The sequence below is a fragment of the Sulfurimonas sp. genome (assembly GCF_029027585.1).
GTDB lineage: Bacteria > Campylobacterota > Campylobacteria > Campylobacterales > Sulfurimonadaceae > Sulfurimonas.
The window spans coordinates 55,407-68,041 of the sequence record NZ_CP093397.1; the positions used below are offsets into that span (position 1 = coordinate 55,407).

Here is a 12,635-nt window from a genome sequence, read left to right on the forward strand (position 1 = left end):
ATTATTTCTTCTGCGCATCTATAATTTTAAGCTTTTGCGTATTGTCATGCTTAAGTAGTTCCTCAAATCTACACCCAAGTATTGTTGCTGCGGTATGTACTCCTGAATGACTAGCACCAGCTACGCCATGGGAGAGTATACTAGCACCACAAAGGTAAAGATTTTGTATCTCACTTTTTGGTCTAAATGCAAATGGACCTATCTGTTTTAAATTTTTAGCTGTTCCATAAACATTACCTTTACTTGAATTAATATAATGATTGTTAGTAATAGGGGTTGCTAAGTCTTTATGCACAATATGCTTAGAAATATTTGGTATCACCTCTTCTAAAGAGTTAATCATCTTACTCATTAACTTTTCTTTAAATACTAAATACTCTTTTGAGCGTTTTTTCTTCTCACCTTCAAACTCTTTAAATGATTCATAATTTATATAGGTTATTACTTCTAAAACATGATGTTTACCATCAAAACTATCTGGGTCTTTTAAGGTTGTACAACTTACAAAAAGACCCTTGAATTTATCTGTTGACAATATATCTACACTCATCATATCTGAATACACTTCATCCATATCTTTATTTGGCATTACCCAGATATTACCAGAGTCTAGTCCAGCTTCTCTAACATCAAGATTTACTGTCAAAAACAACATAATAGATGTACAAGAATATTTTGTACTATCTAATTTTTCATTTAGTTTTTTACTTAAATGATTTTGACCTACTAAATCTACATAGGTTTTATGTGGATCAGCATTTGAAAGAATATTATTAGCATAAATTTTTTCACCACTCTGAAGTTCTACACCAACAGCCTTTTTATCTTCTTCACCTTGAATAATAATACTTTTAACCATCTGCTTTACTCTTACTTGTGAACCATGTAAATTTATTTTCTTTATCATAGCATCTACAATAGAAGCACCTCCACCTTTTGGGTAATAACCACCACTAAAGTAGTGTTCCATCACTGCTGCGTGAAGAGGAAAAGATGCAAGGGCTGGAGGTAAACCATGATCGCCACATTGTACATTTAAAATTATCTGCAATAAAGGATCTTTCACATGCCAATCTATTACTCTCTTTAAAGAGAACAATCCATATTTTCCCATATGTCTTGTTCTCCAAGGTATAGTAATCGCATCCAAAAAACCATTCATCTTTGGTATAAGTTGAAGTTCTCTACTTACATCTTTTATGGTGTTTAAATATCTAGTTATACTTTTTTTTTCATGTGGAAAGCGTTTTATCAAAGCGTTTTTAAATTCTTCAAAATTTGCTGGTATATCAAAACGCTCATTACCAATATAACAATGTTCATAAGCATCTTTATTCATTTTAAAGAATGTTAAATCGTTCGCAATCCCTAAACCTTTATAAAGTTCTGAAGTAGATTCTCCATCTTCAAGCAAACCTATATAGTGGATACCAGGAGTAAATTTACTTCCATGAAGTTTAAAGCTATGGCACCAACCGCCAGCTACATAGTGTTGTTCCAATACTAAAACTTTTTGACCTGCTTTTGCTAAACATATTGCGGCTGACAATCCACCAGCACCAGAACCTATTATAATCGTATCAAATTTCATTTTTTAACTTTATAATTTTATATTTATCTTCAAAACAGTCGATAAAAATAATATTTTTTGATTTTGATATAGCATTATTTATAGCCCAACTTGGCATAGTTTCAAAAAATACACTATCTTTATCTACATCTAATTTTGAACATCTAATAGAAGCTACAATTTGATAATTTAAATCATTAATATGATTTTTCACTTCATCTAAAGTATATATTTTTGTATCAAATTCTAGTTTTGCTAATGCATCTTTTGAAGTTAACGAAACATATTGATAATTCACACTACTAACAATTTTTGTTTTTTCTGTAATACCTAAAACTTTTTTTATTATATTTTCTGATTCACTAATCAAATCTATGGAGCCTATTATTGCATCTTTTTTTGAAGTAGATATAGAAGCATACACAGAAACAAGAGAATTTATAAATGTAAAATTATCTGATATTTGGAATATGCTTTTGCCTTTTAGACCAACTGAATCACAAACATAATAACTTGTAGTATTCCCAACCATATTTATAAAATCAAATGGCATTATGCATTGCTTTTGTACTGTTACATACTCATAAACTTTTTGAATTATATCGATATTTCCAACACCACTAGTCATATAAAGTTCAGTATATAAATCAATATCTATCTTATCTTTTAATCTTAAAATACCAAACATTGCTAAATGAATAAAAGCATCTTTTCTTCTTACATCTTGTTTATAATGTTGCTTTAACTGTTTTTTAATATCAACATCTTCTTTATCACTTCTATAAGTACTAAACTCTTTTATATATAAGTTCATATCTTTTCTTTTTTTATAATTAGTGAAGTATTGTTTCCACCAAAACCAAAATAGTTCAACATGAAAACACCCTCATAACACTCTTTATGTTCAAGCAAGGGTACATAATCTTTTAAGATTGATTTTGAATGATTTAAAGTTTTTGGAATAAAACCATTTTCAATAGCATCTATAAATATACAGAGTTCTAAAACTCCAGAACTACCTAAAGTATGCCCTACATAAGGTTTCAATGCTGTAAAAACAACATCTTTATCAAAAACTTTGCTTATTGCATTTATCTCAGATAAATCATTTGTATAAGTTCCCGTAGCATGAGCTTTTAGTGCTGTAATATCTTGAGCTTTAATTTTAGAATTTTTTAAAGAAGCATTCATTACATCTACATACTCAAGCCCATCTTCAGATACTGAAGTTATATTTACTGCATTACAATTACTAAAACCACCTTCTAGCGTCCAAAATGATTTGCCATTTTTACTAAGCAACACAGCCCCGATACCTTCGCCTAAGATTAAGCCATCACGATTTACATCAAAAGGTCTTTGTTTTTGTGCTGAGAGAATTCTCATAGAATTAAAACCATCATTCGTTATTTTTGAAAATATTTCAGCTCCAAGAACAACAACATACTCACAAATATCATTTAGTAAAAAATTTCTAGCTTCAAGAATAGCATTAGCACTTGATGTACAAGCACTACTTATGGTTACTGTAAAATCATTTAATCCAAATTCTGTTGCAAGTTTTTTTGCGTAGCTGTCTATACTACTTTTTACAGATTTATATATTTTATCTTGAGAACTAAGAGAATCTTGAATATTATTTACAATATTTAAATCAGCCAAAGATGTACCTAATATAATGATTGTAGATGACCGTTGTTTATCATCTAAGTCAACTACTGTTTTAGCCACTACATCTCTTAAACCTTTCAAGATAGCGTTTTTTTCTTCTTTAATTTCTTTAGAAAGTAAATAGTAAGGGACATCTATATAGCCATCTATCGTAGATGCCCTTTTATGAAATAATTTTATATTATTCGTTTTAATAGCTTTAATAGTCTGAGATATATTTCCTTGAGCTGAATTTATTTCATACTTAAGTATTTTTATTTTACTCATTTTTGTGATTGAATGTAGCTTGCAAGTTTATCAATAGTTGTCACTATTCTTCTAAAATCTTTAGGGTCAGCTAAACGAATTCCATAGTTATTTTGAATACCCATGGAAATTTGAAGAGCATCTAAAGAGTCAAGTTCTAAACCACTTTTTTTTGAAAAAAGTTCTACATCATTTGCTATATCATCAGGAGTAATATCTTCTTTTTCACACTCTTGTATTATCATCTCTTTAAGTTTATATTTTAACTCTTCTATCTCCATCTAAAGCCCTCTTCTTATTCTTATTTGCAATATTAGCATAGAAATCATTAAGGTAAAGGTACCAAAAGCAACTAAAACTAGTGACTCTCTGGCTATCATAAATGTATCTGCCGAATTTAAAAATATTTTTAAAAAACCATCTAAACCCCATGACATAGGTGAAAAATTTGCTAAAGTTTGCATAGATTCAGGCATAATGAATTTTGGTATCATAACACCACCAATAGCACCTAGTAAAATATTTAAAATACCACCAATTGTTGTAGCCTGCTCCCCTGTTTGTGCACTAACTGCAATAAGGTTGGAAAGACCAATAGCCGCTAAACTAATACTTGTAGATAAAACTACAATAGCCATAATCGAACCATTTATTTCAAGAGCAGGAGCATTAAAAAATGGTACTATAAAAACCCCTACTCCAATCATAATCCAAACTTGAATTTGATTTATAATCATATAAGGAATACTCTTTGATATAGTCATTGATATTAAAGATATATTCATTGAAGTCAGTCGAATAAGTGTGTTTTGTTTTTTTTCATTTATGTATATTGTTGACATTGGAATAATTACAAAAAACATTCCAAAAACTATCCAACTTGGTACACTTTGCTGCGTTGAATTTGGCATTTTGTTAGCTTTAACATATTTTATATCAAAAAGTTCTTCATTCAAAGTATTTTTTACTCGTGACTTTAAAGATTTACTAATACTAGCTAAACGCATTTCAATTATAATCCTACTAAGTTTTGCTTTAAAAACCTCAATTTCAGTACCTTTAACAATACCATCAATTTCTATAATTAATTGCGTATTAACTTTTTCTTTTTTGCTATCTTTAAAATAATTTTTTGGTATTAATATCTTTATATCTGCACTATTTTTAGTTTTAAGTATTACAAAATTTTTATCTTTTTTTATTTTTCTTATAAACTTTTTACTCATTCTTGATTTATCTAAATTTTCTATATTTATTTCAAAGCTAATACTATTTTGAGTAAATTGATCTTTTAAAGAGATAGACATAATAAGTATAAAAATCGCTGGCATTATAAACAAAGCTACTAATGCATGTTTATCTCGTAAAACTAGTAAAAATTCTTTTTTAATCATAGCAAAGAACATAGTTAAGTCACTTCTAAAAAGTACTTCTCAAGATTAGAAGCACCATACTTAATCTGTTTGATATTTATTTTATGTTCATCTAACTTTTCTATGATGGAAAAAAGTTCTTCTTTATTTGTTTCAATCATAGAGTCATTTGTAATATTAAAATTTAGATTATTTACTTTATCGCTATGTATTATTTCTATCAATATCTTATCTGATAATTTATCTGAGAGTAGATTATCAAGCAAATCTTGCTTTATCAATTTTCCTTTATCGATGATAGCAACTTCATCACATATTCTTTCTATTTCAGTCATATAATGGCTAGTATAAACTACGCTTACTCCTAAGTCTTTATATGTTTTAATAGAGTCAAGTATTTCATTTCTACTTTTTGGGTCAAGTCCAACTGTTGGTTCATCAAAATATATAATCTTTGGATTGTTTAGCAAACCTATCGCAATATTTAGTCTTCTTTTTTGTCCACCAGATAATGTGCTTGATTTTTGATTTAAGAGTTCATTTAACCTATTTACTTCAATAGCTTTATCTATATTTTTTTTACTTGCTTTTTGAATTTTTGAAAAAAAATCTAAATTTTCTTTTACACTGAGGTTTTCATAAAAAGCAAGATGCTGAGGGATAATAGAACTCATCTCTTTTATCTCTTTCTTATGATATGCTAAATCAAGCCCAAAAACTTTAACAAAACCACTATCAATTTTAACAAGACCATTTAAAACAGACAAAAGAGTGCTTTTTCCAGCACCATTTACACCAAGTAAACCAAAAACAGTTTTTTCTTTAATTCTAAGTGATAGATTATTTAAAGCTTTTAGCGACCCATATTCTTTTGTGATATTTGATATTTCTATCATTTTTTACTTACCATTAAACTCAAGCATTTTTCTATACATTTGTTCTTCTTCATCAGCAATAGACATTAGTTTTTGAGAAATTGCTATATAATTTATATCATTCTTTGACTTTATAGCTTTTGCAATCATTAGAGCAAATTCTCTCCAACTATCACCTACATTTAATAACATTTTTGAAGCATCTGCTAATATTTCATCGTTATCAAACAATTCACTAGCTTCTTTTAAAAATGAAGCATAAATATATCTAAACCCTGCTCCACCTGTACCTATTTCTTCTTGCATTCTAACTATATGACCTAAAAATAATTTAGCATATCTTTTATCTTTTGACTTTAATTTTAAAATAGTTTTTCCAAGGTATCTAACACCTTTTAACCCAGCAATAGGAACAGGAGTATTTAACATACTTTTTGCAGTTTTTTTAATATTTTTTATGATTATAGGTTTTAAATCTAAATCATCTGGAATATTTTCAATATAATAAAGTAAGCCTTTTGGAGCCATAACACCCTTTACAAATCTAGCTTTTGTTAAAGATTCTTTGTCACACTGTACAGGATGCTCAAATACAGGATCACTAATAAGGTAATCTTCCCCTTTTTTATCATAAGCTATAAGATTATGAGCATTAAAATGAAACCGCATCTCCTCTGGAAAATAAGGAAGCCAATAAACAGAGCTTTGAATACCTACTATTTTTCCTTCAGCCAAAAGAGCATCTAGTTTATCTTCACCTTTTTTCTTATTTGAAAAAGTTTCTAGTTTCATCTTTATTTTTAAATTTTTTTGTAAATTTTTGATAATTGATTTTGGCATACTTCTATACGCTATAAGTGGCATACCTCCAAGTTTTAAAAATGGGAGGTAAGCGAATGTCATGGCATTTGACAAACCAAAAATCATTGGTTCTGAAAGATTTAATCCATGATGTTTAAGCATTGATGACATAACACCACTTTCACAATGTGCTGAATGATTGTGTTTATACTCACTCATTATTTAACTCCGGTAAAATCAAAAGTTCATCTGCTGATTTACCCATTGCATCTGCATAAACATCTAATCTTTTTTTATTTATTTTAGCAAAAGTTACTGGATTAAAATCTTTTTTAATTGTCCATTTAAAAAAACCTGTTGATTCTGACAAAACCTGTAAATCCATTCTGACATTGTACATATGAAAATAAAGAGTTGATTTATCATTACTTTTTACTTCTTTATACGCATCTATAGATGCTTGTTCTAAATCATGTAAGGCTTGTTTAGTAGCTATTTCTTCGACTTCCCAACCACTAGAACGAACTACCTTTATATCACCATTCTCATCTGAGGCATAAATTGCTTTTTTATTGTTTGAATAAGTTGAACTATTGTCTTGAGGAACACTACCTATATTCATTTTACACCGCCTCTAATAATATAAATGCAGTTGAAAATCTACCGCTTTCAGGTATATAACATAAGATATTATCACCTTTGTTAAAACTATTGCTATTAAAAAGTTCTTCTATCATTAAGTATATAGATGCCGATCCAGTATTTCCTTTGTATGCTAGGTTTGTAAACCATTTATCTTGAGATATATCACAAGATGCCTCTTTCATACCAGCATAAACCTTATCTCTAAAATAACCTGAAGAATAGTGTGGCAAGAACCAATCTATTTCATCTGGATTAAATATCTTTTTTTCTAGCATCTCTATTAACGGTTTGGTAACCGTATATTTAATAATATTATCATTTAAAAGTTTTACATCTTGTTTTACTGAAAATATAGACTTGTTACTTAACTCATTTTGGGTGTATTCTCTCCAACCTTTGATACTTCCATCTTCTTGCTTTTCACATCCAGAGTACATGCAAGTATCTAACTCATTTGCATAAGATCTTGAAAATATACTTTTTATTTTAAGTGATAAGGAATCTTTGTTCTTAGTGTTACTTAGATGCATAGCTCCAGCACCATCACTAAGCATCCATCTTAAAAAATCTTTTTCAAAAGCAATTTCTTGATTTTTTTCTAAAGCATCTACTCTTAAAGTTATCTCTTGTTTAAAGTTTTCACTACGCATAGATGCTGATGAATTTTCACTTCCTGTACAAACAGCATTATCTGCTTCTTTTGCTTTTATAGATGTGTATGCATATTTTAAAGCTGTAACACCACTAAGACAAATACCAGCTGTTGAAACAACTTCAAGTGGTTTTATTTTCAATTCGCCATGAACCATTAAAGCATGGTTTGGCATCATCTGATCAGGAATAGTCGTTCCGCATACAAGTAAATCTAATCCATTTAAATTTACCTTATCTAGTTTTTTTATGGCATTAGCTGTCATCTGTGCATTTGTATGTGTTGTTTTTCTCGTTTGTGGGTCTATCGCATAGTATCTTGTTTTGATTTTATTCGATTTCAAAACTATTCTTTTTGCTCTTGATGGTCTTGAACTGACTTGACCCAAAATTTTTTCTATATACTCATTATCTATGGCTTCATTTGGTAAATATGCTGATATTTTGTTAATGTAAACTTCTATAACATACTCCTATCTTCCGCTTGGTAATTCATAATAATTCTCTAGTTCTTTTATTTTTTCTTTTTGAAAAGGACTTAATAATTTTCTAATAAAAATATTTAATGGAACAACCGTTAAAATTAGAGCTATCAAAAATACAGCATAAATTGTTATAACAACTTTTCTATTAAATGAGTATTTATCACCAGCAAATTTTATTAATTTTCCCCATATTTTAAAACTTTTTGTTGCAATCTTTTCAGTCGCTATTAGTTTACCATTTACATTAACAGCACCAATATTTTTAAGTAGTGAATTATACTTTAAACTGTTTAAAGTTTCTATATTATTTTTTATTCTTTCACCAAATCTTGAAGCATTTGTTATCTCTTCTTCGCTTATTCCAGCTGCTGGGAAAAAGGCAAAAGCATTTTTTTTGCCAGTAAGCAACCATCTTGGAGTTGTGAAAAATGTATATATACTCTTACCTTGATCAGTTAAAACTACATTATCTATAAGTTTTGCATCTACATTTTTTAGTAACTGCTTCATCTTTTCTTGAGCCATTACCCACATATCTCTACAAGCTACTAAAGTGATAACTGGTTTGTCTTTAAAGAGCTCTTTTGCTTGTTGTGTTTTTAAAAATCCTGTGATAGGAAGAGAAGGAGAAAGAAACCAAATAGTGTAACCTAGTATGATTAAATCATACTCTGAATCTAAGTTATCAAGCTCATTAACTTCACAACCATCGAGATAAACTGACTCTGGAAACTCATCAAAAAACTCATAAAATGACCATGGGTAAGGATATGCTTTTTTTGGTACTATTTTTTTATAATCAACACATATGTTTTCATTTGCTAACTTAGATGTAAAACTATCAATAACGCGTTTTAATTGACCACTTTGAGAATAATAAATGACTAATATTTTTTTCATTAATGTTGCTTATTTAAAATTTTTCTTATTATACTCTATATTTAAGAGAATTTTAGTATCATTACAAAATTCAGATATAAAGGAAAACTAATGAAAACATTCATTAATATTATATTAATTTCAATCACAACCTTATTTTTCATAGGATGTGGGTCGGCGAAACTAACACCTGAACAACAAGGGTATATCAAAAAAAGAGAAACTTTATATACACAAGTTTCTATGTGGTCATATAAAAATCAGGTAAAGGGAACTAACTACTCAACTGGCATGTTTATTCCAGTCAATAGTAAAGTGACTATAGTAGCTGTATCTTCATCAAAAATAAAATTTACCTATAATGGTAAAAATATTCTAATTATAAATACTAAATACACAAAAGTAGATATAAAAACCCTACTTGATAGAACTTTTTCAAAATCCAAAGTTAATTTATCTAAATTTTCAAAAAAAGAACAGTCCAATATACTTAAAGGAAAACTTGCACTCAACATGAGTAAAGAAGCAACTATTATAGCAAGAGGATACCCACCTACACACACTACTAGCTCTTTAAAGAAAGATAGTTGGAAATACTGGGCAAGTAGATGGGATACAATTATTTATAAATTTAAAAACAATAAAATAAGTTCAATTATTAAATAGATATAGCTCTCTTACAGGAGAGCTATAATAAAAGTTCCATTTGCTAGAACCTTTTCTTTTTCTTCTTTTATAAAAACTTTAAAATTAAAATAGGACAATCCTGCTAGTTGATGTTGCGCAAAGATTTCTACATAGTAATCTAAAGATTTTAACTCTTCAAGCAGTTTTATATTTTTAAGAGAAACTAAAAAACCCATTTTTTTATCATTACCCCCAAATGCAGCTGAACTTTGTGCAGCAGCTTCAACTATCATGGCTAAACTAGGTAACGAGTCAAATTTTACACTAACTACTGCTATGTCTTTATCTAACTCTTTATATATTACTTCTTGAGCAAACCTAACTGGTGCTTTATGTGGTAGATTTAATTTACTCATAACTTTATACTCACTATACATTCATTTTTATTTCCACATAAATCATAAAGGTTTTTCATCCATAACATAGAGTTTGGAACACCTTTTTGCTTTTTAATATTTATAACTATATTCGCTTCTTTATCTGTCTTCTCAATTAAAAATCCAACACCACATTCTAAGTCATAGTCACACTTATTTAACTCATCCACACCATTAAAACCAATAGCTTCTACACAACTTACAAAAACTTTATCTTCTTGAAAAAGCGTTAAAGCAGCTTGTTGCATAGCACAATATGATGTTTCATCTCCACAAGAAAGTGTAATAATCTCACTTTTATTTCCATAAAGTATAGAATGATAAGATGCAGCTGTATTGTAAACAGAGTTTTGAAAAGCACTTGGACTTACAGGTTCTTTATTCTGTATAGAGTTTAAAATATTTACAGTATCAAATACTTCTCCATAAGCACTGCCGTAAATCATATTACCAGTTTTAAACTCGCACTCACTTGCTAATTTTATTAAAATTTTAGAACTTCTACTAAGACGGCGTCTTAAAATCATTTTTTTTACTAATTCTTTTTCATTAAGATTTTCTAATTTTATTTTATCACTTACCCATGCTTTTTTTAATATTTTTATATTAATTTTCATCACAAATTCCAAATATAAGAGAAGTATTGTTTCCACCAAAAGCAAATGAATTACTCAAAGTGTATTTTAAATTAACATTTTTTGCTTCTTTTACAATATTTATAGAACCTTGTAAATTATTTGCATCTAATTGAGGAAGTAATTTTTGTTTTTTTTAATACTTCAACGCATAAAATAGCTTCAATAGCCCCTGCCGCACCGAGAGTATGACCAATGTTTGCCTTTGAAGAACTAACTGGTACACTACTTGTAAATATCTCTAAAATTGCTTTAGCTTCTGTTGAGTCATTTGCTTCAGTACCTGTTCCATGTGCATTTATATAAGCAATATCAATGGCTTTTATTTGAGCGTTATCAATAGCATTTCTTATTGCAGATATAGCTCCTCTTGCTTCGGGATCAGGGTTTGCTATATGATGTGCATCGCTACTTGTTCCAGCTCCTATAAGTTCTATTGAATCTATTTGCTTTGTATTTTGCAATAGTAATATACCTATACCTTCTGCTACATTCATACCCTTTCTTTCTTTTTGAAAAGGTGTACAAATTTCATCAGATAAAATGCCCAAAGCTGAAAACCCAAAAATTGTAGTGTGACATATTTCATCAGCACCTATAACCAAAACATTTTTATATGCTCCAATACTTATCAATTCTTTTGCTGTTTTTAATGCATTTGCACTTGAAGTACATGCTGTTGAGAAAGAGCGTGTAGATAAAAAGTTATATTTATGATTTACTTGAAAGGCTATTGTATCTATTGTATGTTGAGTAGTATCTACATTTTCATAACTATTTTCTTTAAAAAATATTCTTTCAGTTGTTGCCATACCACCTACCGAAGAACCAACCAAAAGCAAAGTGTCTGAGAAATCATGTAAATTTGAAGTATTTAAAACTTCATCAATGCTATCAAACAATATAGAATAAAAATCTTTTGAAGTATTAAATCTACCAATAGCAACACTTTTGTTAGGAACGATGTCCTCATATACTTTTATAGCACTTTGTTTTTTGAAAATAGCTTCTAAAGTTGTACCCGTACCACCAAATGCACTTCTAATAGAAGTTGCATTGATATATGCCTTAAGAGTTTGCTTTTTGATCATTTATATATTTAGTTAAAGATGCTGATGATGCAAAAATAGTTTCTGCTTCAGCCATATTAGTAATTTTAACACCAAATTCTTTTTCCAAAACCAGTGTTAATTCAATAGCATCTACTGAGTCTAGTCCAAGACCATCTTCGCCAAAAAGTGCCATATCATCTTCAATATCATCTGTAGTTATATCTTCTAAATGTAAGCCTTCTATTATTTTATTTTTCAATTCTTGTGATGTTATCATATTAAAAAAATCCCTAGTGTATTAATCTGCGTACATTATATATTCTTTTGCATAAATATGAGTTTAACTATTTAAAATCGCATATAAAACATCAATATTTACAAAAGTTCACTTTTTGTAAAAAAACACTTGACATTCAAAAACTTTTTGTCTATAATTTCGGCTCACAAACACATTTTAGAGTTTGTAAACACCGCGGAATAGAGCAGTTCGGTAGCTCGTCGGGCTCATAACCCGAAGGTCGCAAGTTCAAATCTTGCTTCCGCAACCAATTTTCAAAACTATAAATGATGGGGATTCGCCAAGTGGTAAGGCACTAGCTTTTGGTGCTAGCATTCATAGGTTCGAATCCTATATCCCCATCCACCTTTTTAAATATTTCCAAATAAAGATTTTATCATGAATGACACT

At 29.1% G+C, this 12,635-nt stretch carries 15 protein-coding genes and 2 tRNA genes; 3 read left to right on the forward strand and 14 right to left on the reverse strand.

All coding sequences use genetic code 11. The features are described 5' to 3' along the window. Position 1: 1 nt before the first annotated feature. From MOV50_RS00245 to MOV50_RS00290, 10 genes are read right to left on the reverse strand one after another with little or no spacing between them, the layout of a single operon-like run. Positions 2–1,591 (reverse strand): NAD(P)/FAD-dependent oxidoreductase, encoded by a 1,590-nt coding sequence (locus tag MOV50_RS00245; RefSeq protein WP_321778448.1) that lies wholly within the window; start codon positions 1,589–1,591, stop codon positions 2–4. After that, a complete protein-coding gene (locus MOV50_RS00250; protein ID WP_321778449.1) occupies positions 1,581–2,384 on the reverse strand; it encodes a hypothetical protein in 804 nt (267 codons plus the stop codon). The genes MOV50_RS00245 and MOV50_RS00250 overlap by 11 nt, the downstream gene beginning before the upstream one ends. Further along, positions 2,381–3,508, reverse strand: coding sequence for a beta-ketoacyl synthase N-terminal-like domain-containing protein (locus MOV50_RS00255; RefSeq protein WP_321778450.1), 1,128 nt, complete (start codon positions 3,506–3,508; stop codon positions 2,381–2,383). The genes MOV50_RS00250 and MOV50_RS00255 overlap by 4 nt, the downstream gene beginning before the upstream one ends. After that, a complete protein-coding gene (locus MOV50_RS00260) occupies positions 3,505–3,768 on the reverse strand; it encodes an acyl carrier protein (RefSeq protein ID WP_321778451.1) in 264 nt (87 codons plus the stop codon). The genes MOV50_RS00255 and MOV50_RS00260 overlap by 4 nt, the downstream gene beginning before the upstream one ends. Next, the gene (locus MOV50_RS00265) at positions 3,769–4,881 is read right to left on the reverse strand and encodes an ABC transporter permease (protein ID WP_321778452.1); all 1,113 of its coding nucleotides are present in this window, start codon (positions 4,879–4,881) and stop codon (positions 3,769–3,771) included. It abuts the gene before it with no gap. 14 nt (positions 4,882–4,895) lie between these two features. Next, positions 4,896–5,756, reverse strand: a complete 861-nt coding sequence (locus MOV50_RS00270; protein ID WP_321778453.1) for an ABC transporter ATP-binding protein — start codon at positions 5,754–5,756, stop codon at positions 4,896–4,898. Positions 5,757–5,759: 3 nt separating this feature from the next. Further along, the gene (locus MOV50_RS00275) at positions 5,760–6,755 is read right to left on the reverse strand and encodes a BtrH N-terminal domain-containing protein (RefSeq protein ID WP_321778454.1); all 996 of its coding nucleotides are present in this window, start codon (positions 6,753–6,755) and stop codon (positions 5,760–5,762) included. Beyond that, positions 6,748–7,158, reverse strand: coding sequence for a hypothetical protein (locus tag MOV50_RS00280; protein ID WP_321778455.1), 411 nt, complete (start codon positions 7,156–7,158; stop codon positions 6,748–6,750). Before MOV50_RS00280 ends, MOV50_RS00275 begins: the two co-directional genes overlap by 8 nt. A 1-nt stretch (position 7,159) precedes the next feature. Beyond that, on the reverse strand, positions 7,160–8,296 hold the full coding sequence (locus MOV50_RS00285) for a beta-ketoacyl-ACP synthase III (protein WP_321779684.1): 1,137 nt from the start codon (positions 8,294–8,296) through the stop codon (positions 7,160–7,162). Positions 8,297–8,305: 9 nt separating this feature from the next. Further along, the gene (locus MOV50_RS00290; protein WP_321778456.1) at positions 8,306–9,217 is read right to left on the reverse strand and encodes a dialkylrecorsinol condensing enzyme; all 912 of its coding nucleotides are present in this window, start codon (positions 9,215–9,217) and stop codon (positions 8,306–8,308) included. 90 nt (positions 9,218–9,307) lie between these two features. Between MOV50_RS00290 and MOV50_RS00295 the strand changes: the two genes are divergently transcribed. Continuing rightward, positions 9,308–9,862, forward strand: a complete 555-nt coding sequence (locus MOV50_RS00295; protein ID WP_321778457.1) for a hypothetical protein — start codon at positions 9,308–9,310, stop codon at positions 9,860–9,862. Positions 9,863–9,873: 11 nt separating this feature from the next. Here the strand turns inward: MOV50_RS00295 and MOV50_RS00300 are convergent, their stop codons facing one another. The 4 genes from MOV50_RS00300 to MOV50_RS00315 all read right to left on the reverse strand — a co-directional run bounded on the left by MOV50_RS00300 (position 9,874) and on the right by MOV50_RS00315 (position 12,224). Then, a complete protein-coding gene (locus tag MOV50_RS00300; RefSeq protein WP_321778458.1) occupies positions 9,874–10,239 on the reverse strand; it encodes a hypothetical protein in 366 nt (121 codons plus the stop codon). Then, positions 10,236–10,877 (reverse strand): beta-ketoacyl synthase chain length factor, encoded by a 642-nt coding sequence (locus tag MOV50_RS00305; protein WP_321778459.1) that lies wholly within the window; start codon positions 10,875–10,877, stop codon positions 10,236–10,238. The genes MOV50_RS00300 and MOV50_RS00305 overlap by 4 nt, the downstream gene beginning before the upstream one ends. A 116-nt stretch (positions 10,878–10,993) precedes the next feature. Next, positions 10,994–11,986, reverse strand: coding sequence for a beta-ketoacyl synthase N-terminal-like domain-containing protein (locus MOV50_RS00310; protein WP_321778460.1), 993 nt, complete (start codon positions 11,984–11,986; stop codon positions 10,994–10,996). Beyond that, positions 11,964–12,224: a phosphopantetheine-binding protein gene (locus MOV50_RS00315; protein WP_321778461.1), complete on the reverse strand. Its 261-nt coding sequence runs from the start codon at positions 12,222–12,224 to the stop codon at positions 11,964–11,966. Before MOV50_RS00315 ends, MOV50_RS00310 begins: the two co-directional genes overlap by 23 nt. 194 nt (positions 12,225–12,418) lie before the next feature. Between MOV50_RS00315 and MOV50_RS00320 the strand changes: the two genes are divergently transcribed. Next, positions 12,419–12,495, forward strand: a tRNA-Met gene (locus MOV50_RS00320). A 20-nt stretch (positions 12,496–12,515) separates the two neighbouring features. Further along, positions 12,516–12,590 (forward strand) — tRNA-Gln (locus MOV50_RS00325). Positions 12,591–12,635 lie beyond the last annotated feature (45 nt).